This is a genomic window from Sphingomonas sp. Sphisp66 (assembly GCF_047324325.1).
GTDB lineage: Bacteria > Pseudomonadota > Alphaproteobacteria > Sphingomonadales > Sphingomonadaceae > Sphingomonas.
Map to the genome: position 1 here is coordinate 1,251,080 of NZ_CP168508.1, position 26,235 is coordinate 1,277,314.

Consider the following 26,235-nt stretch of genomic DNA (forward strand, 5'->3'; position numbering starts at 1 on the left):
CGCGCCCCTAAGGGCACTTCACGATTGAAATCGAAGTCTCCAGCCGAGAGAGAGCTGTCATGTTGCGCGATCCGTCCATCAAGTACCGTCCCTTTCCCCAGGTAAACCTGCCCGGCCGCCAATGGCCGAGCCGCACCATCACCAAGGCGCCCCGCTGGCTGTCGACCGACATGCGCGACGGCAACCAGGCGCTGATCGACCCGATGGATGCCGAGAAGAAGACCCGCTTCTTCGAGCTGCTGTGCAAGGTGGGCGTGAAGGAAATCGAGGTCGGCTTCCCGAGTGCCGGCGCCACCGAGTTCGACTTCATCTCGGGCCTGGTCCAGCAGGACAAGATCCCCGACGACGTGATCGTCCAGGTGCTCACGCAGTCGCGCCAGGACCTGATCGAGACCAGCTTCCAGAGCCTCAAGGGCGCGAAGAAGGCGATCGTTCACCTCTACAACGCCGTGTCGCCGGCATGGCGCCGTATCGTGTTCGGCATGAGCCGCGAGGAGATCAAGCAGATCGCCATCGCCGGCGCCAAGGTACTGCGCGACGAGGCCGCCAAGCAGCCCGACACCGACTGGCATTTCGAATACAGCCCCGAGACCTTCTCGACCGCCGAGCTCGATTTCTCGGTCGAGGTCTGCGAGGCGGTGATGGACGTCCTGCGGCCGACCACCGACAAGCCGCTGATCCTCAACCTGCCGGCCACGGTCGAGGCGGCGACGCCGAACATCTATGCCGACCAGATCGAGTGGTTCTGCCGCAACATCCGCAGCCGCGACACGGTCGTCATCAGCCTGCACACGCATAACGACCGCGGCACCGGCGTCGCCGCGTCGGAGCTGGGCCTGCTGGCCGGCGCGGACCGCGTCGAGGGCTGCCTGTTCGGCAATGGCGAGCGTACCGGCAATGTCGACCTGGTGACACTTGCGCTCAACATGTACACGCAAGGCGTTGATCCGGGCCTGGATTTCTCGGACATCGACGAGGTGATCCAGACGGTTGAGTATTGCAACCAGATCCCCGTCCACCCGCGCCACCCCTATGCCGGCGACCTGGTGTTCACCGCATTCTCCGGCAGCCACCAGGACGCGATCAAGAAGGGCTTCGCGGCGCAGGAAGCGCGCAACGACGAGCTGTGGGACGTGCCGTATTTGCCGATCGATCCCAAGGATCTGGGCCGCGATTACGAGGCCGTGATCCGGGTGAACTCGCAGTCGGGCAAGGGCGGCGTCGCCTGGGTGATCGAGCAGGACAAGGGCCTGAAGCTGCCCAAGCGCATGCAGGCGGACTTCTCCCGCCATGTGCAGGCGCTGGCCGACGAGACCAGCCGCGAACTCAACGCCGCGGACATCTGGGGCCGGTTCGAGCAGACCTATCTGCCGGGCGACAAGGACCGCTTCGTCCTCGAGGATTATGAGGAGAGCGGCGCGGCCGGCAGCCGCGTGTTCGTCGGCCGCATCGCGGTGGACGGCGAGACACGCTCGATCTCCGGGCGCGGCAACGGCCTGATCTCGGGCGTGATCGATGCGCTTGCGGGAACGACCGGGCCGGCGCTCGACGTGGTCGACTATAGCGAGCATGCGATCGGCCACGGCGCCGATGCGCAGGCTGCCGCCTATGTCGAATGCCGCACCGCCGATGGGCGGACGGTGTTCGGCGTGGGCATCGACGCGGATATCGCGACCGCTTCGGTGCGCGCGGTGCTCAGCGCGGCCAACCGGGCCTGATCGGGAACCGGCGCGGGATGCTCTCCGGTATCCTGCGCTGGTCCAGGCTCGCTGCGCTGATCTGGTGGGCCGGTACCTTCTGGGCCTTCATGCTCTACGGGCTTGCCTTTGTGGCGTACCCCACGCTGTGGGTGCCGATATCGTGCACGATCGCTGGCATGGTCTTCGTGATCCTGATCCACGAGACCGGCCACGCCGCGGCGGCGATCGCCTGCGGCTGGCGGGTGCTGGTCTTCGCGGTCTGCCCTTTCGGGCTGCACCTGCCGACCCGGACGATCACGTTCCTGCCGCGCGGTTACAGGGAAGACGCTGGCGGTTTTGTCGCCAGTGTACCGCGCAGTCAGGCGCGCGGGACGCGCGCGCGCAGGTTCATCATCGTCGCGAGTGGGCCGGCGGCGTGCTTTGTGCTTGCCGGCGCCGCGTTGGTCGTACGTGAACTGTGGCTGCGCGGGATCGACACGCGGCTGTTGGTCGCAAGCAATTTCGGCCTGGCCATCGCCGTCCAGGCATGCGTGTCGGGGCTGATTTCGCTGCTTCCCTATGACGGGAGCGATGGGGAAAAACTGCTTGTGCTGGCACGGCCCGATTCGGAACGGCTCCTGCACGCTCCCTGCGGTTGGATGGCGACCCAGCTCCACTACAATGTCCGGCTGCGCGACCTTCCCGAATGGCTGATCGCGGCGCAGCGGGCGGTGCCGCATCCCGGGGCCGAGCCCGACCGGCACGGAGAAGGGATCGACATCGGGCGGATACTCGATGCCGATCGACCCGACTTCGCCCGTGCCCGCGAACGGATCGATGCCTATCGGACCCGTTACGGCGGTAGCGCATGGCTCGATTCCTGCGATGCCTATCTCGCGGCAATCGGGGAGGGCGATGCCGCGGGCGCCGCCGCGCGCCTATGGAAGGGCGAGCCCGATCCGGGGGCACAGTCGATGGAGCATGCCGCCAGGGCCTCGGTGCTCGCCGTTCAGGGTCACGAAGCGGGCATGCAGGCCGAACTGCGCGCAATGCGCAAGGCCGTGCGCGCCCGTTCGCCCTATCGCAACGCCACCTTCCGCGACATCGAGCGCCGGATCCGCGCCGCGCTGCGCCCGGCCTAGCGGCTCGGATCGATCAGGTATTTCTCGCCCGTCGCCTTCTTCGCATAAGCTTCCACCACCTTCGGATCGAGCGCTTCGGCGAGCGAGATCGTGTTGGTGTAGTGGCTGGCGAAGGTCGTCGTCAGTTCGGCGGCGACGCGGGCGCGCAGGCGTAGCGTGCCTTCGAGGCCTAGCTTCATCAGGAAGGGCGTGACCAGGAAGCCGCTGACGCCCCAGGCAAGGCCATAGCCGCGATCGAGCTCCATCGGCGACGTATCGAGCATGCCGTAGACATAGACCTGCTTCCAGGTCGAGGAGCCGTAGCGGCTATAGGCGGTGGCGGTGCGGTTGGCTGCCGCTTCCATCGCGTGGAGGATCGAATTGACGATCTTGCCGCCGCCGATCGCATCGAAGGCGAGGGTGGCGCCGGTCTCGGCAATCGCGTCGGTCAGCTTCTCGCGGAAATCGGGCGCGCTGCTGTCGACGATGTATTTCGCGCCGATCTCGCGCAGGATCGCGGCCTGGGCCTCGCTGCGCACTATGTTCACCAAGGGTACGCCGTCGGCGATGCAGATGCGGTTGAGCATCTGGCCGAGGTTCGAGGCGGCGGCGGTGTGGACCAGCGCCTTGTGCCCCTCCATCCGCAGCGTCTCGACCATCGACAGGGCAGTGAGCGGGTTGACGAACATCGAGGCGCCGTCGGCCGCGGTGGCGCCTTCGGGGAGGGGGATGCAGTCGCGCGCGGCGATCTTGCGATATTGAGCGTACATCGAACCGCCGAGCATGCCGACCTTCTTGCCGAGCAGCCCGGCGACATTCTCGCCGGCCAGGACCACGGTGCCGGCGCCTTCGTTGCCGACCGCCATCGACTGGTCGAGCCGCGGCTTCATCGCCGGCATGCGCGCGGCCGGGATCGCGGCGGTGAGCGTCGGGTGGTCGGCGGTGCCGCCGGCCTTGAGCGTTGACATGTCTGCGGGGCCGAGCAGCAGGCCGAGATCGGACGGATTGAGCGGCGCGGCCTCGACCCGGACGATGACTTCGTCGGGGCCGGGCGCGGCCAGCGTCACCGGCTCCAGCGAGAGGGTGAGATTGCCGTCGCTCGAAATGGTCGAGCGTAGCTCGAGGCCGGTCAGCGGGTTCGCCATTGCACTCTCCTGTTGGCCATGTTGCGTCGCGGCTCCGGGCGCGCGTCCTGCTCTAGATATCGCGCTTGCCAGCGGCGTCCAGCGCTCCCCGGGGAAAATACGTAGCTGGTAAGGCTGGTGTTAACGCCTTCCCCGGCAAGGTCGCGCCGTCGGGGGAAGTGGATTGTTCGTCAGTCTCACAGCGGTGCATGCATGCGTCTTCGCGACGCTCGCCTTGCTCGTGGGCGCGATCCGCATCGGCATGCGCAAGGAATCGGCGCTGTCCTGGATGGTCGCTGCCTTGCTCTGCGGCACCACCGAGATGCTGGTCCTCGCGCTGGCGCGGCATGGGCGAGGCGAGCTGCTCGCCGCGATGCTGCTCGTGCCGCCGGCCTATCTCTGCTTCGGACAGGCGCTGCGCATATCGACCGGCGGCAGGCAGAACTGGGGCCTGATCGGCACGAGCATCGGGCTGGTCCTCTGTGCGCTGGCGCTGATGGCGGCGGCCGCGCCCTTCGTGCTGATGACGATACCCTTCCAGCTGGGATGCGCGCTGGCGCTGGCCGATGGGATCACGCATCTGGGGCGCCGGCCAGAGGGGATCATCGATCGCGCGCTGCTCGGCTGCCTTTGCCTGCTCGCGACGCTCTTCCTGGTCCGCATCCCGCTCTATCCCGCGCTGTTCGGCGTCGATGTCCATTATGCCGCGGTCATGCCGTCGGCGTTCGAACGGAGCCTGCTGCTCGTCTCGGCGCTGCTGACGCCGCCTTCGATATTCCTGCTGCTCGCCAAGATCATCATGGGGATCATCGCGCGCTACCGGCTGCGGGCCGAGCGCGATCACCTGACCGGGGTGCTCAATCGCCAGGCCTTCGAGCAGGCGGTGCGGGGTGAGCCGCTGCGCGGCGGATCGGTGATCTTCTGCGACATCGACCGGTTCAAGAGAGTCAATGATCGCTATGGCCATCATGTCGGCGACGAGGTGATCCGGCTGTTCGCCGACATCCTTGCCGCCACCGGTTTTCGGGTGGGGCGGCTGGGCGGCGAGGAGTTCGCCATTTTCCTGCCGGGCAACAGCGCCAGCGATGCCGCGGGTCTCGCCGAAGTGCTGCGGATGCATTTCCACAACAGCACGCATGATGCGCTGGCGCCCGATCACCGGCTGAGCGCGAGCTTCGGGGTGGCCGACTATGCGCAGAACGAGGCGCCGGCCGAAGCGCTGATCCGCGCCGATGTCGCGCTGTACCGGGCCAAGGGCGAGGGGCGGAACCGGGTTGCCATATTCCATGCCTGGAGCATGGTGCCGGTGGTCCGGCAGCCGCCGCGGGCCGCGGCCTAGCGGCTGCGGACGATCTCGCAGCCGATGCGGGCGTCGGGATAGATGTCGAGCTTCATCGAGCGGACGGTGACGCGCTGGACGCGTTCGTCGGCCAGGGCGAGTGCGGCGACCTGCTCGCAGAGTGTTTCCTGCAGCTCGAAATGGCGCGATTCGACCAGCTTGCGGATGCCGGTTCGCAGGAAGTCGTAATCGACCACGGCGTCGATCCGGTCCTCGGGCGGGCTGGCGTAGCGGCAGGTCATCGCGACGTGGAGCGTCACCCGCTGGGGCGCGGCGCGCTCCTCGGGGTGGATGCCCAGGCCCATCGCGACCTCGAGCCCGTCGAGCAGGATGGTATATTCAGCCATGCGGGCGCTCCCGGCCTTCGAACATCACGTCGCCGCCGCGCTGCAGGAAGCGCTGGCCGCAATCGACGAAGATATTCTGCCCGGTGATGCTGGGGGTGACGAGCAGCATCTCGACCGCGGCGGCGATGTCGGCCAGCGCGACCGGGCGCTGGAGCAGGTTCTGCCGGGCATGCTCGGCGAATTCTTCCGCGGTCTGGTCGAGGCTGGGGAGAGTGAGGCCGGGCGAGACGGCATTGACCCGGATGCGCGGGGCAAGCCCGCGGGCGAGCAGCTCGGTGGCGGTGGCGAGCGCGGCCTTGCTCAGCGTATAGGTGAGGAAGTCGGGGTTGAGGTTGGCGAGCTTCTGGTCGAGCAGATTGACCACCGCGCCCTGGTCGAGGTCGTCCTGCGCGGCGAGGGCGGAGGCGAGCGCGACGGGCGCGCCGCAATTCACCTGCATGTGCCGGTCGAGCAGCGCGAAATCGGTGAGGGGCAGGGCGTCCCAGGCGAATTGCGAGGCGTTGTTGACCAGCCCCTCGATCGGGCCGCCAAGCCCCTCGCGCGCGGCGGCGAGCAGGGCGGGGGCGGTTCCGGCCTCGGCCAGCTCGCCGGTCACCACGCAGGCGGTGCCGCCTTCCGCAGCGATCTGCGCGACGAGCGCCTCGGCGTCCTCGGGGGCGTGGTGGTGGTGGATCGCCACCTGATGGCCGCGCAGGGCGAGGCGGCGGGCGATGCCCGCGCCGATCCGCCGCGCGCCGCCGGTCACGAGAACCCTCATCAATAGCCCATCAGCTTGAGCACTTCCTGGCGGCTGCGCTCGTCGTCGCGGAACACGCCCATCATGCGGCTGGTGACCATACCGACGCCGGGGGTGCGCACGCCGCGCGCGGTCATGCAGCCATGCGTCGCCTCGATCACCACCGCGACGCCCTGGGGCTTCAGGCGCTCCCAGATGCAATCGGCCACCTGCGCGGTGAGGCGCTCCTGGACCTGGAGCCGGCTGGCGAAGCCGTGGAGGACGCGGGCGAGCTTGGAGATGCCGACGACGCGGTCCTTGGGCAGATAGGCGATCGAGGCCTTGCCGGTGATCGGTGCCATGTGGTGCTCGCAGTGCGACTGGAACGGGATGCCGTTCAGCAGGACGATGTCGTCATAGCCGCCGACTTCCTCGAACACGCGATTGAGGTGGTGGGCGGGATCCTCGTCATAGCCCTGGCAATATTCCTTCCAGGCACGGGCGACGCGCTCGGGCGTGTCGAGCAGGCCTTCGCGGCCGGGATCGTCGCCGGCCCAGCGGATCAGGGTACGGATCGCGTCCGAAACCTCGGCCGGGACCGGAATCTTGGGCGACGGCGCAACGATGTCGCCATCTTCGGGGCCGTCCTGATCATGCACCATTTTCGTCTCTTCCTAACCGCTTCCGGGCTTTACGCTACGGCAACTGCGTTTCTTGCAGAAACCGGGTGTGGCCCAACTGTATCTCCCCGGGAAAAATGGCCGGAAACCGCAGAGTTCCGGCGCTTATCCCCGTTGACGGGCTGAAAAATGCAGCGTTAGTTTCGCTGGCGATAAAAGCAACGCCGTGACCGGTAACAGCCGGCGCCGGCACCCAAGAGGAGGGGATGCACCAGATGAAGAAGCTCGACCTGCTCGCGGCAACCGCGATCACGCTGTTCCTCGCGACGCCAGCCTTTGCCCAGCAGGGCACGCCGGCACCGGCGCCCGCCGACGACAGCCAGGAATATCAGTCCTCGAACGAGATCATCGTGACGGCGACCCGCCGTAACGAGACCGTGCAGGACGTGCCGATCGCGATCACCGCCATCGGCGCGCAGGAACTGCAGAATTCGGGCGTGGACAATGTTCGCGACCTCGAGCAGCTCGCCCCGTCGATCCAGAGTTCGACCGGCCAGTCCTCGGCGACCGGCACCACCATCTATCTCCGCGGCATCACCACCGGCGGCGACAATCCCGGCTTCGAGCCGGCGGTCGGCGTGTTCATCGACGGCGTGTTCCGCGCCCGTGCCGGCGTCGCCATCTCCGAGCTTCCCGAGCTTGAGCGCGTCGAAGTGCTGCGCGGCCCGCAGGGCACGCTGTTCGGCCGCAATACCTCGGCCGGCGCGTTGAGCATCTACACTGCGCTGCCGCAGTTCGAGACGCATGGCTATGTCGAGGGCTCGTACGGCAACTACAATGCCTATGGCGTCAAGGGTGCGATCACCGGGCCGGTCAGCGAGTCGATCGCGCTGCGCCTCGACGGCAGCTACCGGAAGCGCGACGGCTATATCAAGGACGCCAACAGCAGCCGCCGCTTCAACGATGTCGATCGCTGGGCGCTGCGCGGCCAGGCACTGCTCGACAAGGGCGACATCACCTTCCGCCTGATCGCCGACTATTACCAGACCGACGAAGTCTGCTGCGCCACCGTCTCGGTGGTGCGCGGTCCGCTCGCGCCGGTGATCCAGAGCATCGCCGCCTCGCAGGGCCGTACCGGCATCTATACCGGCCCGGGCAGCGACCGCATCCAGGCCGCCTCGCCCAACCGCAACTATGGCGAGAAGGTGAAGGACTGGGGTTTCTCGGGCGAGCTCAACTGGGATCTGGGCGACGTCAAGCTGACCTCGATCACCGCCTATCGCGACTGGCGCGCGCTGCGCAGCCAGGACATCGACTTCTCGGGCATCGATCGCGCCTATCGTGACGGCTATCGCACCGAGTTGAAGGACTTCACCCAGGAAATCCGCCTCCAGGGCTCTGCGCTCAACGGCAAGCTCGACTGGCTGATCGGCGGCTTCTACCTGAACGAGAAGAACGACCTGACCGACACGGTGCGCTTCGGCGCCGACGCCAACCGTTATGTCGATACGATCTTCGCCGGCCAGCTCGGCGCCGCCTTCGGCACGCCGCTGCAGTTCTACGGCTCGCTTGGGCCGACGGTGCCGACGCTCGGCGCCGCGCTGCTCAACCCGGCGGTGCCGAACAGCCTGCCGGCGCTGCAGGCTGTCTATGGTGCGACGCTCGCCCCGCTGGTCGGCTGTTTCCGTGCCCAGGCGGGCACGGCGCCAGGCAGCCTCTGCGTGATCCCGGGCTATCCGTCGACGCCGATCCCGGGCCTCGCGGCGCTGGCGGCCAATCCGCTGCCGGGCGCGACGGCCGGCCAGGGCAACAACAACGACGTGTTCGGCGTGAAGACCGACGCGATCGCGCTGTTCACCCACAACATCGTCAACGTCACCGACAATCTGTCGCTGACCCTCGGCGCGCGCTGGAACCACGAGCGCAAGACGATGAACGCGTCGATCAACAGCAACACCGGCAGCTGCACCTTCTTCAACCAGGTGCGTGCGGGCAACGCCGCGGCGGTGGCCTATGCCAATGTCCTCAAGCAGGTGCCGGGGCTGTTCAACAACCTGTTCCTGCTGAGCTGCAACCCGGCGGTGAACAGCGAGTTCAACGGCAACTATACCGACAGCTTCACCGACGACGAGATCACCGGCACTGTCAAGCTGGCGTACAAGTTCTCGCCGAAGCTGATGGTCTATGGCAGCTACGATCACGGCTACAAGTCGGGCGGCTACAATCTCGACCAGGCGACCTTCGACTCGGTGCTGCTCGGCGGCAACGGCGCGCAGGGCCGCGACCTGCGCTTCGGCGCCGAGACCAACGACGCGTTCGAAGTCGGCTTCAAGGCCAGCCCGACCCGCGCGTTCACGCTGAACGTCGCGGCGTTCTACATGAACTTCTACGGCCTGCAGTCGCTGGTGTTCTCGGGCAACAACTTCGTCGTCCAGAATGTCGACAAGAGCGTGTCGAAGGGTGTCGAAGTCGAATCCTCGATCCGGCCGGCGAACAACCTGACCATCCAGCTCGCCTACAGCTATATCGACGCGCAATACGCCAAGTCGAACAACTTCACCGGCACGCCACTGCAGGGCCAGGAAGGCAAGCAGTTCCAGAACCAGCCCAAGCACACGGTGACGGGCGCGGTGACCTGGGAGCCGCGCGTATCGAGCAACCTGAAGGGCCTGGTGCACCTCGACTTCCGCTACAACAGCGAAGTCAACATCCCGTCGAGCAACCCGAACCCGGTGACCGGCCGCACCGCGATCCGCAACGAAGGCTATGGCCTGCTCAACGGCGCGATCGGCCTGCAGACCAACGACGGCAAGATCCGCGGCGAGTTCTTCGTCGAGAACATCACCAACACCTTCTACTATATCTCGGGCTTCGCGGTGCCCGAGCAGACCGGCAATTATAACGGCTATCCGGGCTATCCGCGCTTCTACGGCGCGCGGCTGCGCTTCGGCTTCTGATACCGGCCTTCGGGCGGGGATGGGCGCTCCGGGAAACCGGGGCGCCTTTTCTTTTGGGGTGACGCAGGGGAGGGAGGTGCTTTTCCCCGGCGAAGGCCGGGGCCCAGACTTGGAATCTGAAATCGAGATAAGCGGTTCCAGGGCGCGGTGCGCGCGTCGAACTTCTCAAAGCTCGATATGCGCTTTCCAGACTTCAAGTCTGGGCCCCGGCCTTCGCCGGGGAAAGAAGAGGGAAGATTTCAGGGCCTTGCGATACTGCTGTAGAGATCATCCCAGTTCGGGTTCATCGTCTCGATCTCACGCACCTTCCAGACGCGCTTCCATTCCTTCATCTGCTTTTCGCGTAACCGCGCCGCTTCGAGGCTCTCGAAGGGCTGATACCAGACGAGCAACCGGCAGCCGTATTTCTTGGTGAAGCCTTCGATCACGCGGTTGCGGTGTTCCTATGCGCGTTTGGCCAAGTCGCTGGTGGCGCCGACATAGAGCCTGCCATTCCGGCCGCTTGCCATGATGTAGACATAGCCCTGCAACTCCATTCTCAGACTCCAAGTCTGGGCCCCGGCCTTCGCCGGGGTAAGGCTAGTGCAGCGCCTCGATCACCCCCCGAACAACCTGTCGATCGGGCTCTTCGGCAGGAACCACAGCACCGCCACCAGCGCGGCGCAGGCCAGGCCGGCCCAGGGGGAGGCGAAGGTGAGGGCGATGCCGCTGGCATAGATCGCAGAGCAGACCAGGCCCTTGCGCAGCATGCGCTGGTGATATTCCTCCGCCGCCTCGCTCTGGCGGCCGGTGCGGCGGACCACCGTCTGCAACCAGACATAGGCGAAGCTCGGCAGCATCATCACGCCCATATAGACCAGCGTCGCGTCATGGCTGAAATGCTGCTCGCCCAGATAGGCGGTGGCGAAGGGCACCAGCGACAGGGTGAACAGCAACAGGATGTTCGACCAGACCAGCGCATTGGTGACGCGGGTCGCCAGGCCGATCAGGCGGTGATGGTTGACCCAGTAGATCGCGACATAGGCGTAGCTGAGCACATAGGCGGTGAAGACCGGCCACAGCGCCCAGATATGCTCGAGGCCATGCTCCTCCGGCGCCTTCATCTCGAGCACCATGATCGTGATGATGATCGCGATCACGCCGTCGGAAAAGGCTTCCACCCGGGTGACGCCGCCACGGCCCTCGTCGGTCTCACTCATTCCAATGTCCCTCGCATGCGCTTCCCGCCTTCTCGTCGGGATCGCATGCGAGGGGAAGCCCCGTTCGGGTTATTGGGCGGTGAAGGCCGCGTTGATCTGCAGGGCGACTTCGTCCGAGACGAAGGGGACATATTTGTCCATGCCGAAGTCGCTGCGCTTGATCGTGGCGGTGGCCGAGAAGCCGAAGTTGAGCTTCTTGCTCATCGGGTTTTCGCCGGCGCCGACGAACCTGGTGTCGAGCACCACCGGGCGGGTGACGCCGTGCAGGGTGAGATTGCCGGTGACCTTGGCGGTCGTGCCCTTCACGGCCACGCTGGTCGAGACGAAGCGGATGTCCGGATACTTCGCCGCGTCGAAGAAGTCGGCGGTGCCGAGATGCTCGTCGAGCGCCTTGACGGTGGTGACGATGCCCGAGGCCGGGATGGTCACGTCGAGCCGGGCGTCGGCGGGCTTCTTCGGGTCGATGGCGAGCGTGCCGGTGGCGCCGCCGGCCTGGCCGGTGAACTTGCTGAAGCCGAAATGGTCGACCGTGTAGCTGACCTGGGTGTGGCCGCCGTCAACGGCATAGGTGCCGGCCGCAATGCGGGCCGGATCGGGCTGGCCGGGAAGCTGGGCCGCCTGCTGGGCGGCGACGGCGGCGAGCGGGGTGGCGGCAAGCAAGGCAACTGCGAACAGAACGCGCATGAGAACTCCTCTGTGGGGAAGGAGCGCGTCTTGTGGGGATGCGGGGTCCGCCGGAAAATCCCGAAGACGGCAACGCATGGTTTCCGAAACCAGGCGCGAGCCGCGGAGACACGGTGAACGGGAAGCTAAACGCGGGGTCCGGGGAGTTCCGCGCTGGTGCCGACGATGCGCGGGTGAGACGCTCTCCCGACGCTTACCGGAGTCGCGCCATGGGATATTTCTTCCACCTGCCTCAGCCTCGTCAGGAGGCCTCGCACGTTCCGGCAGTGGCGCTTGCCGCACAGGCGGCTGCTGCCGGGAAAAGGGCCGGGGCCGGCGCGCACCGCCGGCCCCGGCAAAGCGATTAGTTCTTGGTCTGATCGACGAGCTTGTTGGCGCCGATCCACGGCATCATCGCGCGCAGCTCGCTGCCGACCTGCTCGATCTGGTGGCGCTTCGCGGCAATGCGGCTGGCCTTGAGCTCTGGCTGGCCGGCGCGATTGTCGAGCACGAAGTCCTTCACGAAGCGGCCCGACTGGATGTCGGCGAGCACGCGCTTCATTTCCTTCTTGGTCTCTTCGGTGATGATGCGCGGGCCGGTCTTGATGTCGCCATACTCGGCGGTGTTCGAGATCGAGTAGCGCATGTTGGCGATGCCGCCTTCATACATCAGGTCGACGATCAGCTTGAGCTCGTGGAGGCACTCGAAATAGGCCATTTCGGGGGCGTACCCGGCCTCGACCAGCGTCTCGAAGCCGGCCTGGACCAGCGCCGTGGCGCCGCCGCAGAGCACGGCCTGCTCGCCGAACAGATCGGTCTCGCATTCCTCGCGGAAATTGGTCTCGATGATGCCCGAACGGCCGCCGCCGACGCCCGAGGCATAGGCCAGCGCGATGTCATGCGCGTTGCCCGAGGCGTCCTGGTGGATCGCGATCAGGCAGGGCACGCCGCCGCCGCGGGCATATTCGCTGCGCACGGTGTGGCCCGGGCCCTTCGGCGCGATCATGATCACGTCGATGTCGGCCGGGGCCTCGATCAGGCCGAAATGGATGTTGAGGCCGTGCGCGAAGGCGAGCGCGGCGCCGGGGCGCAGATTGCCCTTGATGTCGTTCTCGTAGATCGCGGCCTGGTGCTCGTCCGGCGCGAGGATCATCAGGATGTCGGCCCAGGCGGCCGCTTCCTTGTTCGGCAGCACCTTGAAGCCGGCGCCTTCGGCCTTGGCGGCCGAGGCCGAGCCGGGGCGCAGTGCGATCGCGACTTCCTTGACGCCGCTGTCGCGCAGGTTCTGCGCATGGGCGTGGCCCTGCGAGCCATAGCCGAGGATGGCGATCTTCTTGTTCGAGATCAGGTTCAGATCGGCGTCGCGATCGTAGTAAACGCGCATTTCTCTTCTCTTCCCTATGTGATCGTCATCCCCGCGAAGGCGGGGATCCAGAGCCAAGAACGGTGTCGCCTGTGACCCCGGGCCCCCGCCTTCGCGGGGGTGACGGAATGAAAAACTCAGGCCGCCTCGGCCCCTCTCGCAATCGCGACGATGCCGGTGCGGGCGACTTCGACCAGGCCGAGGTCGCGCATCAGCTCGACGAACTTGTCCAGCTTCTCCGAGCCGCCGGTGACCTCGAACACGAAGCTCGACACGGTCGCGTCGACCACCCGGGCGCGGTAGACTTCGGCGAGGCGCAGCGCCTCGATCCGGTGGTCGCCGGTGCCCGAGACCTTCACCAGCGCGAGCTCGCGCTCGACATGCGGGCCGAAGGCGGTGAGATCGGTCACCTTGTGCACCGGCACCAGCCGCTCGAGCTGGGCGATGATCTGCTCCATCACCGGCGCCGAGGCGTGGGTGACGATGGTGATCCGGCTGATCAGGTCGTCGTCGCTGATCTCCGACACGGTGAGCGACGAGATGTTGTAGCCGCGCGCCGTGAACAGGCCGGCGATCCGGGCGAGGATGCCCGGCTCGTTGTCGACGATGACGGCGAGCGTGTGCCGCTCGACTGCTTCTTCCTTGATATGCATGGGTTCAGACCAGCGCCTTGGCTTCGTCGTCCATCTCGCCCGAGACTTCGGCCGATTGGAGCAGCATTTCGGTATGGGCGGCGCCCGACGGGATCATCGGGAAGCAGTTGGCGAGCTTCGCCACCCGGCAATCGACGATCACCGGGCCGTCATGGGCGAGCATCTCGGCGATCCCGCTATCCAGCTGGTCGCGCGTCTCGATGCGGATGCCCTTCCAGCCATAGGCCTCGCCCAGCTTGACGAAGTCGGGCAGGGCGTCGCTGTAGCTCTCCGAGTAGCGCGACTGGTAGGTCAGCTCCTGCCACTGGCGGACCATGCCCATATATTCGTTGTTCAAAATGAAGATCTTGACCGGCAGCCGGTACTGGGTCGCGGTGGCCAGCTCCTGGATGTTCATCTGGATCGAGGCCTCGCCGGCGATGTCGATGACCAGCGTGTCCGGATTGCCCAGCTGGGCGCCGATCGCGGCCGGCAGGCCATAGCCCATCGTGCCGAGTCCGCCCGAGGTGAGCCACTTGTTGGGATCGTCGAAGTGGAAGTGCTGGGCCGCCCACATCTGGTGCTGGCCGACCTCGGTGGTGATGATCGGCGCCTTGTCCCTGGTCGCCTCCCACAGCGCACGGATGGCACGCTGGGGCATGATGACCTGGGGATCGCTCTCCTGGAAATCGAGGCAGCCGACATGGCGCCAGCCCTGGATGCGGTTCCACCACTCGGACAGGTCCGGACGCGGATGCCTGCGAAGTTGATATGCATCGATCATCGCCTGGATCGCCCGGCCGACGTCCGCCACGATGGGCAGATCGACGCGAACGTTCTTGTTGATGCTCGAGCGGTCGATATCGACGTGGATCTTTGCACTGTTGGGCGAGAAGGCATCGAGCCGGCCGGTGACGCGGTCGTCGAAACGCGCGCCCAGGGCGATGATCAGGTCGGCCTGGTTCATCGCCATATTGGCTTCGTAGGTGCCGTGCATCCCCAGCATTCCCAGCCATTTGTCGTCCGAGGCGGGGAAGGCGCCGAGGCCCATCAGGGTCGATGTAACAGGCGCGCCCGTTACATCGGCGAGCTGGCGGAGCAGACGCGCCGCTTCGGGACCGGAGTTGATGATCCCGCCGCCGGTGTAGAAGATCGGGCGCTCGGCCGCGGCCAGCATGTCGACCGCACGCTCGATCGCGGCCATGTCCGGCTCGGTCTGCGGGCGATAGGTCTTGTGCGAGATCGGCGCATTCTCGCCGCGCCGCGCGGTGGCGACCTGGACGTCCTTGGGGATGTCGATCACGACCGGGCCGGGGCGGCCCGAGGTGGCGATGTAGAAGGCCTCGCGGATCGTCGGCTCGAGCCGGGCGGGGTCCTTCACCAGGTAATTGTGCTTCGAGCAGTGCCGGGTGATGCCGACCGTGTCGGCTTCCTGGAACGCATCGGTACCGATCAGCGCCGTCGGCACCTGGCCGGTGATGACGACCATCGGGATCGAATCCATCAGCGCATCGGTGATGCCGGTGACCGCATTGGTCGCGCCCGGGCCCGAGGTGACGAGGACGACGCCCGGCTTGCCGGTGGCGCGGGCATAGCCCTCCGCCGCATGCGTCGCCGCCTGCTCGTGGCGGACGAGGATGTGCTTGATGCGGTCCTGCTTGAAGATCGCATCATAGATCGGAAGCACTGCGCCGCCCGGATAGCCGAACACGACTTCCACACCGAGATCGCTCAGCGTCTCGATCAGGATGTCTGCTCCACTCTTCTCGGTCACAATCGGCCTCCGTTGTTGCGGTGCGGGAAACACCGCCGAAGGGCGCTGCTACCCGCACGAAAACTACGCGTCAAGCCGTATTATAGTAATTTTGTTTCGAATTGCTCGACGAGTCTGTTCGTTTGTGTCTCTTCCGTGCGCTCCCACTCAGGCGGAGGCTGGCGGCGGAACCAGGTATACTGGCGCTTGGCGTATTGGCGGGTGGCAAGCGAGCCGGCGAAATGCGCTTCGTCGAGGTCGCTCTCGCCCGAGAGCGCGAGGCCGATCTCGCGCACGCCGATCGCGCGGAGCACGGGCGCGTCGTCGGGCACGTCGGTGCGGGCGAGCAGCGCCTCGACCTCTGCCTGCGCGACCTTGACCATGTGGCGGAAGCGGCGGTCGATCCGGTCGGCGAGCCAGGTCTTGTCGGGGAGGAGGATGGTCGCGGCGATGCGGACCTCGGCATGGATCCCGCCATGCCGCTCGGCCTGCCATTCGCCGAGCGACTTGCCGGTGGAGCGGACGACTTCGAGCGCGCGCGAGACACGGGCGGTGTCGGCGGGCTTGAGGCGCGCGGCGGTCGCGGGATCGAGCCGCGACAGCTCGGCATGCGCGTCGGCGACCGCAAGCGACCGGACCTCGGCGCGGATGATCGAATCGATCTCGGGCACCGGCGCGATGCCCTCGACCAGGGTGCGCAGGTACATGCCGGTGCCGCCGACCAGAATGGGGAGGCGGGAGTCCGCATGCGCCTCGTGGATCGCAGCGCGGGCCTCGGCCGCCCAGCGCGCGGCGGAATAGGCCTCGGCGCCGTCGACATGGCCGAACAGCCGGTGCGGGGCGCGCTTCTCCTCCTCGACCGGCGGGCGGGCAGTGAGCACGCGGAGATCGGCATAGACCTGCATCGAGTCCGCGTTGATCACGGTGCCGTTGTGCCTTTCGGCGAGCGCGAGGGCGAGCGCGGACTTGCCGCTCGCGGTCGGCCCTGCGATGAGCGCCACCAAAGGCAGGTCAGGGGATCCGATGTTCATTGCGACGCTTATAGCAGATGGTCTGGCCGCAGGGCAGCTTTCGGAAGCGAGTGACCGGCTGGCTTCGGTGCATTGCGGTCCGGGAAGCTGGCGCTGGATCGACGAGGGGCGCGCAGCGGACCTGGAGTTCGCGATGCATCCGGACGCGGCGCGCGGGGCGCTGGAAGGCGCGTTTCCCTCTACCGACATCGTGGTACAGCCGGCCGAGGGGCGAGCGAAGAAGCTGCTCGTCGCGGACATGGACTCCACCATGATCACCGTCGAGTGCATCGACGAGCTGGCCGACTATGCCGGCATCAAGGCGCAGATCGCCGAGGTGACCGAGCGGGCAATGCGCGGCGAGCTGGACTTCGGCGCGGCGCTGGATGCGCGGGTGGCGCTGCTGAAGGGGCTATCGGAGAGCGCGATCGAGCAGTGCCTGGCCGAGCGGGTTCGGCTGATGCCGGGGGCGAAAGCGCTGGTACAGACGATGCGGGCGCGGGGCGCGACCTGCGTGCTGGTCTCGGGCGGGTTCACGCGGTTCGCCGAGCCGGTGGGGGCGGAGATCGGGTTCCACCGGGTGATCGCCAACCGGCTGGTGATCGCCGAGGGCGCGCTGGACGGCACGGTCGAGCGGCCGATCGTCGACAGCGGGACGAAGCTGGACACGCTGCTGGCGGTGCGGGCCGAGCTGGGGCTGGGGGCTTTGGATACGCTCGCGGTAGGCGACGGTGCCAACGACCTGGCGATGATCCGTGAGGCGGGGCTTGGCGTGGCCTATCACGCGAAGCCGATCGTGGCGGCGGCTGCCGGCGCGCGGGTGGACCATGGGGATTTGACCGCGCTGCTCTATGCGCAGGGGATCGCGCGGGGGGATTGGGTGGAGGCTTGATGCTCTCATTCCCCCTCCCTGCAAGGGAGGGGTTAGGGGTGGGTGGCGAGCATGGCGAGCTCAGCTACCCGCCGCTGAAAAAACAAAACCCCGGCCATCGCCCCCGGTCTTTTCTAACCCACCCCCAGCCCCTCCCTTGCAGGGAGGGGAGTAATAGGGATCAGCTCCAGCGCGACTTTCGTTCTCTTCTTTCTCTTGAAGGAATGGGTTCGGGATAGACGCCGTCCAAGCCTTCAGCTGCTCGATCCAGAATGTGCCGAACCGCGCCTTCCGGATTCGACAGCACCTCAGAGTTCCACAACCGTATTATCCGCCAGCCCTTCGTTCGGAGATATGCTGTCCGGCGTTCGTCTTGCTGTGCGTTAGCGATGTGCTGGCTGCCGTCGAATTCGATGCCGAGTTTCGCCTTTCGGCAGGCCAGATCGATAATGAAGGGTGCGACGATATGCTGGCGCGTGAAGGGCGGCCGGTAGCGCGAGATCAGGTGCCAGACGACAAGCTCGGTCTCTGTCGGATTATTCCGCAGGTCGCGGGCGCGTGCAACGAGTTCGGGATCGATGCGGCGGAGCAATGGGTAAGCGTAACAGAAGCGAGCTCCGCTCGCTAACCCACCCTAACCCCTCCCTTTCAGGGAGGGGAATCAGAAGAGGTGCTTGCCTCCTGCGAAGGCTACCGCACGCCCTTGCCGAAGGTGAAGCTGAGCCCGAGCCCGCCCGAGAGCTGGTCGCGGGTGCCGAGCGAACCGTGGGTGAGGGGGCTGTCCGCGCCGTCGCCGGTCAGGCGGTCGTAGCGGGCATAGCCGTACAGGCCCCAGCGCCGGCTGAACTGCCAGGTGGTGGTGCTGCTCACGCCGAGCGCGCTCACTGCGCTGCCGTCCGAGCGATATACCGGCAGGCCGGTGCGGGCGGCCGCGCCGGGCGAGACGTCGAAATAGGCGCGGCGGTATTTGGTGTCCGACAGAGTCACGCGCGGGCCGATCGAGACCAGCCATTTGTCGCCGTCGCGCATCACATAGTCGAGCCCGGCGCTGCCGATCAGGCCCTTGTGGCCGTTGACGCCCTTGCGCAGCTCGGTGTGGAGGCGAAGCGACCTGGCCAGCCAATATTGCGCATAGCCGCCAAGCTCGACCGTGGTGCCGACCTCGTCGATCGCGGCGTGCGATTCCCTGCGCTTGCGCGAGCCCTGGAAGTTCGCGGCGGGGCCGAATTCGAACCCGCCGGTCTTGAGCACCGGGAAACCGAAGCTGTCATCCGCGGCCTCGAAGGCGAAGGGCTCGTCGCCGCGCGCGATCGCGACATCGACCAGCGGGCTGAGCTGGATCTGGTCCGAACCCGGATAATTGGGCGAGACCTGCGGGCCAAGCGAGATGCGATAGCGCTTGGGCGGCTTGCTTTCCCCCTCCTGCGCATGAGCGGGGAGGGCGAGCGCGAGGAGCGGTGCGAGCGCGAGCATGCGATACATGACGCTCCTAACGCCACGATCCGGGATTTGTTGCAACTGCGATATGACCGGAGTGGGGGGATTTGCGCCGTTTTGCTCCTGTTGCTCCCCTCCCTGCAAGGGAGGGGCTGGGGGTGGGTTGCGAGCGTAGCGAGCCCAGCGAGCCGGTGTGTGAAACAGAAAAGGCCGGGCATCGAGCCCGACCTTTTCTAACCCACCCTAACCCCTCCCTTGCAGGGAGGGGAATTGGACTTGCTCTAGTTGCTCACCGGCACGCAGGGGCTGACGCCGCGGCAGGCGCCCGCGGCATCGGCGCGGCTGGCGAAGGGGCCGACCAGCACCTTGGTAAGGGTGCCCGACTTCACATAGGCGACCGAGCGGCCCGGGAAGCGGCCGCCGACCTGGCTCCACAGCTTGCGGGCATTGCCGGGATCGCCGAACGCGCCGAGCTGGAGGCGCCAGCCGCCGTCGCGGATCGCAGGACCGGCCGGCACAGGGGCAGGGTTGGTGCGGACGGGGACGGGCGTCGGGCTCGGCGTGGCTCGGGGCGGGGTGCGGCGCGGCGGCTGGGCGCTCGCGACCTCGACCGGCGGACGGTCGGTGCCGGGCAGCGGAGCGCGGTTCGCCTCCTGCTCATATTTGCGCGCGAGGGTGAGGGCCGCCTGGCGGTCCTGCACGGACATGTACTTGTCCATCTGGGCGAGCGCGCCCGAGGCCTCGGCCAGGCCCGACTGGGAGGAGCGGGTGACCAGCGCATAGGCGCGCACCCAGTCCTTCGGGACGGCATCGCCGTTGAAGTACATCGTGCCGAGCACATACTGGGCGCGGGGATCGCCGCGGCCGGCGGCGCGCTGCAGCCAGGGTGCGGCCTTGTCGCGCCTGCCATTGGCGAAGAGGGCGAGGCCGTAGCTCGCCTCGGCCTGCTCATGGCCCTGGGCGGCGGCCTTGCCATACCAGGCCTCGGCCTGGTCGAGATCGGCGGGCACGCCGCGGCCGAGCTTATAGGCCTGGCCGAGGTTGAACTGGGCGTCGGCATCGCCCTTCAGCGCCGGGCTGCGCCAGCGGTCGACGGCGGCCTTGTAGTCGCCCCGCTCCCAGGCCTCGACCCCGGCCTTGACCGGGTTTTCCTGTGCGAGCGCAAGCGGGGCGGCGAGTGCGATCCCCGCAGCAGCGATCAACCCAAGAAGCTTCATGCGACCTTCGACTCCCACCCCGGCAAGATTGGATAAATGCCCGTTTACCATCCTTTGGGAAAGAAATCCTTAGCCCGATGTCCTCAGGGAAATCCCGGGGCGGAACGCCGTTAACGCATTCTTAGACGACCGCATGGCATCTCCACCCTCGGGTAACTGGTATTTCGAGGGGGTTCATGCGCGTTCTCGCGATGGCATCGCAGAAGGGCGGATCCGGCAAGACGACCTTGTCGGGGCATCTGGCCGTTCAGGCGGAAAGGGCCGGCTGTGGCCCGGTCGTGCTGATCGACATCGATCCGCAGGGCTCGCTCGCGGACTGGTGGAACGAGCGCGAGACGGACCTGCCGGCCTTTGCGCAGACCACGGTCGCGCGGCTGGCTTCGGACCTCGAGATCCTGCGCCAGCAGGGATTCAAGCTGGCGGTGATCGATACGCCGCCGGCGATCACCATGGCGATCCAGAGCGTGATCGCGGTGGCCGAGCTGATCGTCATCCCGACGCGCCCGAGCCCGCACGACCTGCGCGCCGTGGGCGCCACGGTCGACCTGTGCGAGCGCGCGGGCAAGCCGCTGATCTTCGTGGTCAACGCCGCGACGCCGAAGGCGCGAATCACCAGCGAGGCCGCCGTCGCGCTGTCGCAGCACGGCACGGTCGCGCCGATCACGCTGCACCACCGCACCGATTTCGCCGCCTCGATGATCGACGGCCGCACCGTGATGGAAGTCGACCCCAAGGGCCGCTCGGCCGCCGAGGTCGAGGCGCTGTGGACCTATATCAACGACCGGCTCGAGAAGAACTTTCGCCGCACCGTGTTCGCGGCGCCGACCCCGGTCAACCAGTTCGGCGCGCCGCGCGCCAATGGCGGCTTCGGCCGCAGGGTGGTGAGCTGATGTTCGGCACCCCCAAGCCCACCGCGTCGCTCTCCTCGAGCCTGCTCGCCCGCAAGGGCCAGGCACGCCCGGCGATGCGCCCCCAGGGTTTCGTCGGGCTCAACCCGGCGACCGCCCAGGAAGATCTCGGCTGGAACGACATGGGCGACGATGCGGCGCATGCCGCACACGTGCAGCAGTTCTCGCCTGAGCCGCAGCCGATCCAGCACCCGGTGCCCAAGCCGCAGGTGCTGCGCCAGATCGAGCAGCTCGACGAGCGGTTCAGCAAGCCCGAGCCGGTCGCCGCGCAGCCGGTCGCCGCGCCGGTCGCCGCGCCGCAGCCCGAGCCGGCGCCCGCCCCGGTGGCGAAGCGCCAGGCGCTGCCGCCGGTGACTGCCGAGCGGCTCGCCCGGGAAGTGGCCAAGAAATCCAAGGCGGCGTTCACGCTCCGCCTCGACAATGACCGGCATCTGCGCCTGCGCCTCGCATCGGCGGTCACCAATCGTTCGGCGCAGCAGATCGTGACCGAGGCGCTCGACGCCTTTCTCGAATCGCTGACCGAGGTCGAGGCGCTCGCGCGCCAGGTCCCGGCCGGGAACCGTTGAAGGAACGGATGATGAAGACCCGTAGCAAGCTCGTGATCGGCCTGTCGGCACTCTGCGCCGGCGGCACGCTGGCAGCCGGCATCGCCACCCAGGGCTTCGCGCTCTCGGCCTTCGCGACCGACGCGCCCAACGCCAAGAAGGCGGCGCAGGAAGCCGGTGCGGCGCGCAAGGCGATCGCCAAGCGCAAGGCCGGCGACGCGGTCGCCCATGCCGAGGCCGCGGTGGCGAACGATCCGCAGAACGCCGACTATCGCGCGCTGCTCGGCCAGGCCTATCTGCTCGCCGGCCGCTTCGCCTCGGCGAACCAGGCGCTGGGCGACGCGCTGACGCTCAACCCGGGCGACGGCCGCGTGGCGCTGAACCAGGTGCTCGCCAAGATCGCCGGCGGCGACTGGGCGGGTGCGCGGGCGATGCTCGACAGCCATCAGGATACGATCCCCGCTGCGGATCGCGGCCTGGCCTTCGCGCTGGCCGGGGATCCGGTGAAGGCCGTGGAGATTCTCGGCCCGGCCGCCCGCGCCGAGGACGCCACTGCCAAGACCCGCCAGAACCTGGCGCTCGCACTCGCGCTTTCGGGCCGCTGGGCCGAGGCCAAGCAGGTCGCTTCGGTCGACGTCGCGCCGGACCAGATCAATGCGCGGATGCTCCAGTGGGTGAACTTCGCCCGCCCGACCAACGCCTATGACCAGGTCGCCGCGCTGCTCAACGTCACGCCGGTGCAGGATGCCGGCCAGCCGGTGCGCCTGGCGCTGGCCCAGCAGAACGTCATGCTCGCCGCCGCCGCGACCCAGCCGGTGCAGACCGTGCCGGCGCAGGATGCGGTCGACACCTATATGCCGGGCGTGCCCGCCAATGCCGAGGCGGTTGCCGCCGAGGCGAGCGTCGCAGCGCCCGCCGCCGAAGCCGCTCCGGTCGCCCTGGCCGAAGCCGCGCCGGTGGCCGGCACCAATGCCGGCGTCGTGTTCGGCCCGCGTGCGGAAGTGGTGCAGACCGTCCCGGTCGCCGCGGTCCGCGTGCCCGCAGCCGCCAAGGCTTCGCTGAGCGCCCGTGCACCTGCCCCGATCGAGAAGGCGGCCACCGCCAAGCCGTCGCGCGGCAATTTCTATGTCCAGCTCGGCGCCTATGTGAGCCCGGCGGTGGCGCGCGATGCGTGGAACCGCATGGACGACCGCGTGCCGGCGCTGGCCAGCCAGACCCCGTACGGCGCCAAGGTCTCGACCAAGGCGGGCAATTTCTATCGCCTGTCGGTCGGCGGCTATGACCGCAGCGGCGCCACTGCGCTGTGCCAGCAGATCAAGGCCAGCGGCCAGACCTGCTTCGTCCGCGCCGGCGCGGGCGACGCGACCGCCGCCTGGGTGAAGCCCGGCGTGCGCATGGCTTCGCGCTGACGAATTTTCCCACTCCCATCGGGAAATAGGAAAGGCCGGGGCGGCGACGCTCCGGCCTTTTTCGTGCGCGCTTGACGAACGCATAACTGGATGGTTATGGAAATGCATAGCCAAACGGTTATGCATTTGAGGGAGAGTGTCATGCTACGTCAGGTCCACCGCTGGAGCGGCTTCATCTTCAGCATCATGGCGGTGGTGAACATCGTCGCGGTGATCCTGCAGGCCAATGCGCAGTGGCTGGGCCTGCTCGCGGTGGCGCCGCTGCTGGTGCTGCTGCCGACGGGGCTCTACATGTTCGCACGGCCCTATTTCGCGAGGAACGCATGAGCGAGGAAAAGACCGCAGCCGAGCAGATCGATGCCCGTATCGCGGCGCTGGACGACTGGCGCGGCGAGACGCTCGCGCGGGTGCGCGCGATCATCCACGAGGCCGATCCCGAGGTGGAGGAGACGTGGAAGTGGCGCGGCGTGCCGGTGTGGGAGCATGCCGGGATCCTGTGCACCGGCGAGACCTACAAGGCGGCGGTGAAGCTGACCTTCGCCAAGGGCGCGGCGCTGGCGGATCCGAAGGGGCTGTTCAATTCGAGCCTGGACGGGAATGTCCGCCGGGCGATCGACATCCATGAGGGCGAGACGATCGACGCGGAGGCGCTCAAGGCGCTGATCCGCGAGGCAGTGGCGGCGAATCTGGCGAAGCCGGCGCGGGGGAGGAAGTAGGGGATCGGTACCGAAGAATCCTCCCCCTGGCGGGGGAGGATTAGTTGGAACGCCGCGCCGCGTCGGCCTCGTCATAGGCGGCGCCGATCCGGCGGCGGAATCCTGCGAAGCCGGCCTCGCGGGATGCGCGCTTTATGCAGGCGGCGGCGATCGGTTCGAGGGCGGGGATGTCCTGCCGGGCCAGGGCGACGGCCTGGCGTGCCTCCGGCGTCTCGAGCGCGCCTTTCGGTACGCGCTGGCTGTACCAGGAGTTGCCGACGAAGAAGGTGCGGCGCTGCTCGGCGGGGGCATTGGTGCGCTCGGCATTCTGGCCGGCAACGCCGAGTGCCGCTGCGCAGTGGAGCTTGTTCTTCGGGTTCAGGCCATCGGCCTGGGCCGAGGTGCAGCTCGCCACGAGCAGCGTGCCCATGACCAGCGCCGGAATGTTTATAGGAATAGCCATGGCATTGCCTAGGCCGGCGCCGATTAAGGCATGGTTGCGCCGCGCGCCGCCTGATAGGGCGGGATGGCAGGTTGATGGGAGGTTCCAGATGCAGATCGCGGTGCTGACGTTCGACGGGTTCAACGAGCTCGACAGCTTCGTCGCGGCGGGGATCCTCAACCGGATGAAGGCCAGGGGCTGGGCGGCGCATATCACCTGCCCGAGCGAGCAGGTCACCTCGATGAACGGGGTGACGATCACCCGGCAGAAGCCGCTCGAATTCGCCGCCGAGGCGGATGCGGTGCTGATCGGCAGCGGCATCCGCACGCGCGAAATCGCCGCCGATGCCGAGATGCTCGCGCAGATCCGGCTCGATCCGGCGCGCCAACTGATCGGGGCGCAATGCTCGGGCACCTTGCTGCTGGCGAAGCTGGGGCTGATCGGATCGCTGCCGGCCTGCACCGACCTGACCACCAAGCCCTGGGTGATCGAAGCGGGCGTCGAAGTGATCGATGCGCCGTTCGTGGCGCATGGCAATGTCGCGACGGCGGGCGGGTGCTTGGCCTCGCAATATCTGGCGAGCTGGCTGATCGCGCGCGGGGCTTCGCTGGAGGATGCCCGGGCGGCGATCCATTATGTCGCGCCGGTGGGGGAGAAGGAATTGTACGTCGAGCGGGCGATGGGGGTGATCGGGGCGTTTGTGGCTCCAGCACAGGGTATCGCCGCCTGATCGTCATCCCGGCGAAAGCCGGGATCTTGTGCGGTTCCTTCCCCGCGCCTTCGCCTGAGATCCCGGCTTTTGCCGGGATGACGGATTTGGGCCCTTCGATACGCCATTTCGACAAGCTCAATGGCTACTCAGGATAATCGGGGTTCATATTCTATCCGATCATCCTGAGTAGGGCTGAGCTTGTCGAAGCCCGTATCGAAGGAAGGCAGGAAGGTCGGCCCGGCGCCTATTCGATCTCCCGCCCGCCCTTGAACACGCGGTGGACCTTGCCCTGGACCGGCAGCGTGTCGAACGGGGTGTTGCCGGCGCGGGCCTTCATCTTCGCGGCGTCGATCACCCAGGGTGTGTCGGGCGCGAACAGGATGAAGTCGGCGGGCTTGCCCGGGGCGAGCGTGCCGGCGTCGAGGCCGAGGATGCCCGCCGGGTTGGCGGCGAGCAGCTCGAACAGCCGTTCCATGCCGATCAGCCCCTCGCGGACCAGGCCGAGCGAGAGCGCGAGCAGCGTCTCGGCGCCCGACATGCCTTCATCGGCGTCGATGAAGGGCAGGCGCTTGCCTTCGGGGCCGCGCGGATCATGGCCCGAGGCGATGACGTCGATCGTGCCGTCGGCCAGCGCGGCGCGAACCGCCTGGCGATCATGATCGCTGCGCAGCGGCGGCGAGAGACGGGCATAGGTGCGATAGTCGCTGATATCGATGTCCGACAGCAGCCAGTGCGCCGGGGTGACGCCGCAGGTGACCCGTACACCGCGTCGCTTGGCCTGGCGGACCAGGTCGAGGCCGGCGGCAGTGGTGACCTGGCGGAAATGGATGGCCGCGCCGGTATCCTCGGCGAGCATCGTGTCGCGGGCGATCGCCAGCGCCTCGGCAATGGCAGGCGCGGCGGCAAGACCCAGGAGCGTGGCGGTGAGGCCTTCGGTGGCGACGGCGTCGCGCGCCAGATTGCCGTCCTCGGCATGGGCGATCACGGTGAGGCCGCAATCCTTGGCATAGGCGAGGACCTTGCGCATCACCCCGGCGTCCGCGATCCAGCGGCGGCCGGTGGCGACGGCCTTGGCGCCCGCGCTGGCGTTGATCGCCATCTCGGCAAGGTCGGTGCCCTCGAGCCCGCGCGTGGCGGCGGCGAGGGGGTGGACCCACAGGTCCGGCTTCCCCATCAGCGCGGCGCGGCGGATGATGCCGGGATCGTCGAGGATCGGCGACTGATCGGGCATCAGCCCAACGCGGGTGATGCCGCCGGCGCGGCAGGCGGCGCGATCGACCGCGAACACGCCGAGATCGATGATGCCGGGGGCGAGGTGCAGGCCGCCGCCGTCGATGGCTTCGGCATTTGCGGTGTCGGTGGTGATGGTTTCGCCGGAGAAGGCGAAGCGGGTGGCGCCGCCGAGGACTTTGACGTTTTCAAATAGGCGGGTCACGCGGCAATTCCTTCGGCGTTCCAATTACCCTCGTCATCCCCG

Annotated in this window: 28 protein-coding genes; 11 read left to right on the top strand and 17 right to left on the bottom strand. The window is 67.4% G+C overall.

What is annotated here, in order from left to right; genetic code table 11:
• Nucleotides 1-59: 59 nt before the first annotated feature.
• Nucleotides 60-1,718 (top strand): 2-isopropylmalate synthase, encoded by a 1,659-nt coding sequence (leuA, locus tag ACEN8G_RS06040; protein ID WP_413416461.1) that lies wholly within the window; start codon nucleotides 60-62, stop codon nucleotides 1,716-1,718.
• 17 nt (nucleotides 1,719-1,735) lie between these two features.
• On the top strand, nucleotides 1,736-2,821 hold the full coding sequence (locus tag ACEN8G_RS06045) for a M50 family metallopeptidase (protein ID WP_413416460.1): 1,086 nt from the start codon (nucleotides 1,736-1,738) through the stop codon (nucleotides 2,819-2,821).
• Here the strand turns inward: ACEN8G_RS06045 and ACEN8G_RS06050 are convergent.
• Nucleotides 2,818-3,945, bottom strand: a complete 1,128-nt coding sequence (locus tag ACEN8G_RS06050; RefSeq protein ID WP_413416459.1) for a zinc-binding dehydrogenase — start codon at nucleotides 3,943-3,945, stop codon at nucleotides 2,818-2,820. The genes ACEN8G_RS06045 and ACEN8G_RS06050 overlap by 4 nt on opposite strands.
• Nucleotides 3,946-4,108: 163 nt before the next feature.
• Between ACEN8G_RS06050 and ACEN8G_RS06055 the strand changes: the two genes are divergently transcribed.
• Nucleotides 4,109-5,263 (top strand): diguanylate cyclase, encoded by a 1,155-nt coding sequence (locus ACEN8G_RS06055; protein ID WP_413416458.1) that lies wholly within the window; start codon nucleotides 4,109-4,111, stop codon nucleotides 5,261-5,263.
• Here the strand turns inward: ACEN8G_RS06055 and ACEN8G_RS06060 are convergent.
• Genes ACEN8G_RS06060 through folE form a run of 3 tightly spaced genes read right to left on the bottom strand, consistent with a single transcriptional unit; the run spans nucleotide 5,260 to nucleotide 6,987 of the window.
• Nucleotides 5,260-5,610 carry a dihydroneopterin aldolase gene (locus ACEN8G_RS06060; RefSeq protein WP_413416457.1) on the bottom strand — a complete coding sequence of 117 codons (351 nt, stop codon included), beginning with the start codon at nucleotides 5,608-5,610 and terminating at the stop codon, nucleotides 5,260-5,262. The two genes, ACEN8G_RS06055 and ACEN8G_RS06060, sit on opposite strands and share 4 nt — an antisense overlap.
• Nucleotides 5,603-6,367 carry an SDR family oxidoreductase gene (locus tag ACEN8G_RS06065; protein ID WP_413416456.1) on the bottom strand — a complete coding sequence of 255 codons (765 nt, stop codon included), beginning with the start codon at nucleotides 6,365-6,367 and terminating at the stop codon, nucleotides 5,603-5,605. Before ACEN8G_RS06065 ends, ACEN8G_RS06060 begins: the two co-directional genes overlap by 8 nt.
• Entirely contained in the window at nucleotides 6,367-6,987 is a 621-nt protein-coding gene (folE, locus tag ACEN8G_RS06070) for a GTP cyclohydrolase I FolE (protein ID WP_413416455.1), read from the bottom strand. Before folE ends, ACEN8G_RS06065 begins: the two co-directional genes overlap by 1 nt.
• A gap of 233 nt (nucleotides 6,988-7,220) precedes the next feature.
• Between folE and ACEN8G_RS06075 the strand changes: the two genes are divergently transcribed.
• Nucleotides 7,221-9,902, top strand: coding sequence for a TonB-dependent receptor (locus ACEN8G_RS06075; protein WP_413416454.1), 2,682 nt, complete (start codon nucleotides 7,221-7,223; stop codon nucleotides 9,900-9,902).
• 239 nt (nucleotides 9,903-10,141) lie between these two features.
• Here ACEN8G_RS06075 and ACEN8G_RS06080 read toward each other — a convergent pair whose 3' ends face one another.
• The 8 genes from ACEN8G_RS06080 to miaA all read right to left on the bottom strand — a co-directional run bounded on the left by ACEN8G_RS06080 (nucleotide 10,142) and on the right by miaA (nucleotide 16,543).
• Nucleotides 10,142-10,330 (bottom strand): hypothetical protein, encoded by a 189-nt coding sequence (locus tag ACEN8G_RS06080; protein ID WP_413416453.1) that lies wholly within the window; start codon nucleotides 10,328-10,330, stop codon nucleotides 10,142-10,144.
• 15 nt (nucleotides 10,331-10,345) lie between these two features.
• Nucleotides 10,346-10,438, bottom strand: coding sequence for a GIY-YIG nuclease family protein (locus ACEN8G_RS06085; protein WP_413416452.1), 93 nt, complete (start codon nucleotides 10,436-10,438; stop codon nucleotides 10,346-10,348).
• Nucleotides 10,439-10,498: 60 nt separating this feature from the next.
• Nucleotides 10,499-11,101 (bottom strand): TMEM175 family protein, encoded by a 603-nt coding sequence (locus ACEN8G_RS06090; RefSeq protein WP_413416451.1) that lies wholly within the window; start codon nucleotides 11,099-11,101, stop codon nucleotides 10,499-10,501.
• A 69-nt stretch (nucleotides 11,102-11,170) separates the two neighbouring features.
• The gene (locus ACEN8G_RS06095; protein ID WP_413416450.1) at nucleotides 11,171-11,785 is read right to left on the bottom strand and encodes a YceI family protein; all 615 of its coding nucleotides are present in this window, start codon (nucleotides 11,783-11,785) and stop codon (nucleotides 11,171-11,173) included.
• A 343-nt stretch (nucleotides 11,786-12,128) separates the two neighbouring features.
• The gene (ilvC, locus tag ACEN8G_RS06100) at nucleotides 12,129-13,148 is read right to left on the bottom strand and encodes a ketol-acid reductoisomerase (protein ID WP_413418808.1); all 1,020 of its coding nucleotides are present in this window, start codon (nucleotides 13,146-13,148) and stop codon (nucleotides 12,129-12,131) included.
• A gap of 116 nt (nucleotides 13,149-13,264) precedes the next feature.
• Complete coding sequence (gene ilvN, locus ACEN8G_RS06105) at nucleotides 13,265-13,780, bottom strand: acetolactate synthase small subunit (RefSeq protein WP_413418810.1); 516 nt, start codon at nucleotides 13,778-13,780, stop codon at nucleotides 13,265-13,267.
• Nucleotides 13,781-13,784: 4 nt separating this feature from the next.
• Complete coding sequence (ilvB, locus tag ACEN8G_RS06110) at nucleotides 13,785-15,533, bottom strand: biosynthetic-type acetolactate synthase large subunit (RefSeq protein WP_413418812.1); 1,749 nt, start codon at nucleotides 15,531-15,533, stop codon at nucleotides 13,785-13,787.
• An 80-nt stretch (nucleotides 15,534-15,613) separates the two neighbouring features.
• Nucleotides 15,614-16,543 carry a tRNA (adenosine(37)-N6)-dimethylallyltransferase MiaA gene (gene miaA / locus ACEN8G_RS06115; RefSeq protein ID WP_413418814.1) on the bottom strand — a complete coding sequence of 310 codons (930 nt, stop codon included), beginning with the start codon at nucleotides 16,541-16,543 and terminating at the stop codon, nucleotides 15,614-15,616.
• On the opposite strand from miaA, the gene serB reads away from it, so the two are divergent.
• Complete coding sequence (serB, locus tag ACEN8G_RS06120; RefSeq protein ID WP_413418816.1) at nucleotides 16,536-17,414, top strand: phosphoserine phosphatase SerB; 879 nt, start codon at nucleotides 16,536-16,538, stop codon at nucleotides 17,412-17,414. The two genes, miaA and serB, sit on opposite strands and share 8 nt — an antisense overlap.
• Before the next feature lie 160 nt (nucleotides 17,415-17,574).
• Here serB and ACEN8G_RS06125 read toward each other — a convergent pair whose 3' ends face one another.
• From ACEN8G_RS06125 to ACEN8G_RS06135, 3 genes are all read right to left on the bottom strand, one after another.
• On the bottom strand, nucleotides 17,575-17,985 hold the full coding sequence (locus ACEN8G_RS06125) for an endonuclease domain-containing protein (protein WP_413418818.1): 411 nt from the start codon (nucleotides 17,983-17,985) through the stop codon (nucleotides 17,575-17,577).
• 98 nt (nucleotides 17,986-18,083) lie between these two features.
• Nucleotides 18,084-18,875, bottom strand: coding sequence for a MipA/OmpV family protein (locus ACEN8G_RS06130; RefSeq protein WP_413418820.1), 792 nt, complete (start codon nucleotides 18,873-18,875; stop codon nucleotides 18,084-18,086).
• A 236-nt stretch (nucleotides 18,876-19,111) separates the two neighbouring features.
• Nucleotides 19,112-20,047, bottom strand: coding sequence for an SPOR domain-containing protein (locus tag ACEN8G_RS06135; protein WP_413418657.1), 936 nt, complete (start codon nucleotides 20,045-20,047; stop codon nucleotides 19,112-19,114).
• 176 nt (nucleotides 20,048-20,223) lie between these two features.
• On the opposite strand from ACEN8G_RS06135, the gene ACEN8G_RS06140 reads away from it, so the two are divergent.
• From ACEN8G_RS06140 to ACEN8G_RS06160, 5 genes are all read left to right on the top strand, one after another.
• Nucleotides 20,224-20,937: a ParA family protein gene (locus tag ACEN8G_RS06140; protein ID WP_307118549.1), complete on the top strand. Its 714-nt coding sequence runs from the start codon at nucleotides 20,224-20,226 to the stop codon at nucleotides 20,935-20,937.
• Complete coding sequence (locus ACEN8G_RS06145; RefSeq protein WP_413418659.1) at nucleotides 20,937-21,521, top strand: hypothetical protein; 585 nt, start codon at nucleotides 20,937-20,939, stop codon at nucleotides 21,519-21,521. Before ACEN8G_RS06140 ends, ACEN8G_RS06145 begins: the two co-directional genes overlap by 1 nt.
• Before the next feature lie 11 nt (nucleotides 21,522-21,532).
• The gene (locus ACEN8G_RS06150; RefSeq protein WP_413418661.1) at nucleotides 21,533-22,909 is read left to right on the top strand and encodes an SPOR domain-containing protein; all 1,377 of its coding nucleotides are present in this window, start codon (nucleotides 21,533-21,535) and stop codon (nucleotides 22,907-22,909) included.
• Between the two features lie 141 nt (nucleotides 22,910-23,050).
• The gene (locus ACEN8G_RS06155) at nucleotides 23,051-23,236 is read left to right on the top strand and encodes a hypothetical protein (protein WP_413418663.1); all 186 of its coding nucleotides are present in this window, start codon (nucleotides 23,051-23,053) and stop codon (nucleotides 23,234-23,236) included.
• The gene (locus tag ACEN8G_RS06160; protein ID WP_413418665.1) at nucleotides 23,233-23,625 is read left to right on the top strand and encodes a DUF1801 domain-containing protein; all 393 of its coding nucleotides are present in this window, start codon (nucleotides 23,233-23,235) and stop codon (nucleotides 23,623-23,625) included. The genes ACEN8G_RS06155 and ACEN8G_RS06160 overlap by 4 nt, the downstream gene beginning before the upstream one ends.
• A 40-nt stretch (nucleotides 23,626-23,665) precedes the next feature.
• On the opposite strand, the gene ACEN8G_RS06165 is transcribed toward ACEN8G_RS06160, so the two are convergent.
• Nucleotides 23,666-24,067 (bottom strand): hypothetical protein, encoded by a 402-nt coding sequence (locus tag ACEN8G_RS06165; RefSeq protein WP_413418668.1) that lies wholly within the window; start codon nucleotides 24,065-24,067, stop codon nucleotides 23,666-23,668.
• Nucleotides 24,068-24,155: 88 nt separating this feature from the next.
• Here ACEN8G_RS06165 and ACEN8G_RS06170 point away from each other — a divergent pair, with 88 nt between their 5' ends.
• On the top strand, nucleotides 24,156-24,776 hold the full coding sequence (locus ACEN8G_RS06170) for a DJ-1/PfpI family protein (RefSeq protein ID WP_413418670.1): 621 nt from the start codon (nucleotides 24,156-24,158) through the stop codon (nucleotides 24,774-24,776).
• A gap of 226 nt (nucleotides 24,777-25,002) precedes the next feature.
• Here the strand turns inward: ACEN8G_RS06170 and ACEN8G_RS06175 are convergent, their stop codons facing one another.
• Entirely contained in the window at nucleotides 25,003-26,193 is a 1,191-nt protein-coding gene (locus ACEN8G_RS06175; protein ID WP_413418672.1) for a dihydroorotase, read from the bottom strand.
• Between the last annotated feature and the right edge of the window lie 42 nt (nucleotides 26,194-26,235).

What these genes read in the sequence shown, in the direction of transcription:
- leuA (WP_413416461.1), top strand. Translation starts at nt 60, where the DNA reads ATGTTGCGCGATCCGTCCATCAAGTACCGTCCCTTTCCCCAGGTAAAC.
- ACEN8G_RS06045 (WP_413416460.1), top strand. Translation starts at nt 1,736, where the DNA reads ATGCTCTCCGGTATCCTGCGCTGGTCCAGGCTCGCTGCGCTGATCTGG.
- ACEN8G_RS06050 (WP_413416459.1), bottom strand. Translation starts at nt 3,945, where the DNA reads ATGGCGAACCCGCTGACCGGCCTCGAGCTACGCTCGACCATTTCGAGC.
- ACEN8G_RS06060 (WP_413416457.1), bottom strand. Translation starts at nt 5,610, where the DNA reads ATGGCTGAATATACCATCCTGCTCGACGGGCTCGAGGTCGCGATGGGC.
- ACEN8G_RS06065 (WP_413416456.1), bottom strand. Translation starts at nt 6,367, where the DNA reads ATGAGGGTTCTCGTGACCGGCGGCGCGCGGCGGATCGGCGCGGGCATC.
- folE (WP_413416455.1), bottom strand. Translation starts at nt 6,987, where the DNA reads ATGGTGCATGATCAGGACGGCCCCGAAGATGGCGACATCGTTGCGCCG.
- ACEN8G_RS06075 (WP_413416454.1), top strand. Translation starts at nt 7,221, where the DNA reads ATGAAGAAGCTCGACCTGCTCGCGGCAACCGCGATCACGCTGTTCCTC.
- ACEN8G_RS06085 (WP_413416452.1), bottom strand. Translation starts at nt 10,438, where the DNA reads ATGGAGTTGCAGGGCTATGTCTACATCATGGCAAGCGGCCGGAATGGC.
- ACEN8G_RS06090 (WP_413416451.1), bottom strand. Translation starts at nt 11,101, where the DNA reads ATGAGTGAGACCGACGAGGGCCGTGGCGGCGTCACCCGGGTGGAAGCC.
- ACEN8G_RS06095 (WP_413416450.1), bottom strand. Translation starts at nt 11,785, where the DNA reads ATGCGCGTTCTGTTCGCAGTTGCCTTGCTTGCCGCCACCCCGCTCGCC.
- ilvC (WP_413418808.1), bottom strand. Translation starts at nt 13,148, where the DNA reads ATGCGCGTTTACTACGATCGCGACGCCGATCTGAACCTGATCTCGAAC.
- ilvN (WP_413418810.1), bottom strand. Translation starts at nt 13,780, where the DNA reads ATGCATATCAAGGAAGAAGCAGTCGAGCGGCACACGCTCGCCGTCATC.
- serB (WP_413418816.1), top strand. Translation starts at nt 16,536, where the DNA reads ATGTTCATTGCGACGCTTATAGCAGATGGTCTGGCCGCAGGGCAGCTT.
- miaA (WP_413418814.1), bottom strand. Translation starts at nt 16,543, where the DNA reads ATGAACATCGGATCCCCTGACCTGCCTTTGGTGGCGCTCATCGCAGGG.
- ACEN8G_RS06130 (WP_413418820.1), bottom strand. Translation starts at nt 18,875, where the DNA reads ATGTATCGCATGCTCGCGCTCGCACCGCTCCTCGCGCTCGCCCTCCCC.
- ACEN8G_RS06135 (WP_413418657.1), bottom strand. Translation starts at nt 20,047, where the DNA reads ATGAAGCTTCTTGGGTTGATCGCTGCTGCGGGGATCGCACTCGCCGCC.
- ACEN8G_RS06140 (WP_307118549.1), top strand. Translation starts at nt 20,224, where the DNA reads ATGCGCGTTCTCGCGATGGCATCGCAGAAGGGCGGATCCGGCAAGACG.
- ACEN8G_RS06145 (WP_413418659.1), top strand. Translation starts at nt 20,937, where the DNA reads ATGTTCGGCACCCCCAAGCCCACCGCGTCGCTCTCCTCGAGCCTGCTC.
- ACEN8G_RS06150 (WP_413418661.1), top strand. Translation starts at nt 21,533, where the DNA reads ATGAAGACCCGTAGCAAGCTCGTGATCGGCCTGTCGGCACTCTGCGCC.
- ACEN8G_RS06155 (WP_413418663.1), top strand. Translation starts at nt 23,051, where the DNA reads ATGCTACGTCAGGTCCACCGCTGGAGCGGCTTCATCTTCAGCATCATG.
- ACEN8G_RS06160 (WP_413418665.1), top strand. Translation starts at nt 23,233, where the DNA reads ATGAGCGAGGAAAAGACCGCAGCCGAGCAGATCGATGCCCGTATCGCG.
- ACEN8G_RS06165 (WP_413418668.1), bottom strand. Translation starts at nt 24,067, where the DNA reads ATGGCTATTCCTATAAACATTCCGGCGCTGGTCATGGGCACGCTGCTC.
- ACEN8G_RS06170 (WP_413418670.1), top strand. Translation starts at nt 24,156, where the DNA reads ATGCAGATCGCGGTGCTGACGTTCGACGGGTTCAACGAGCTCGACAGC.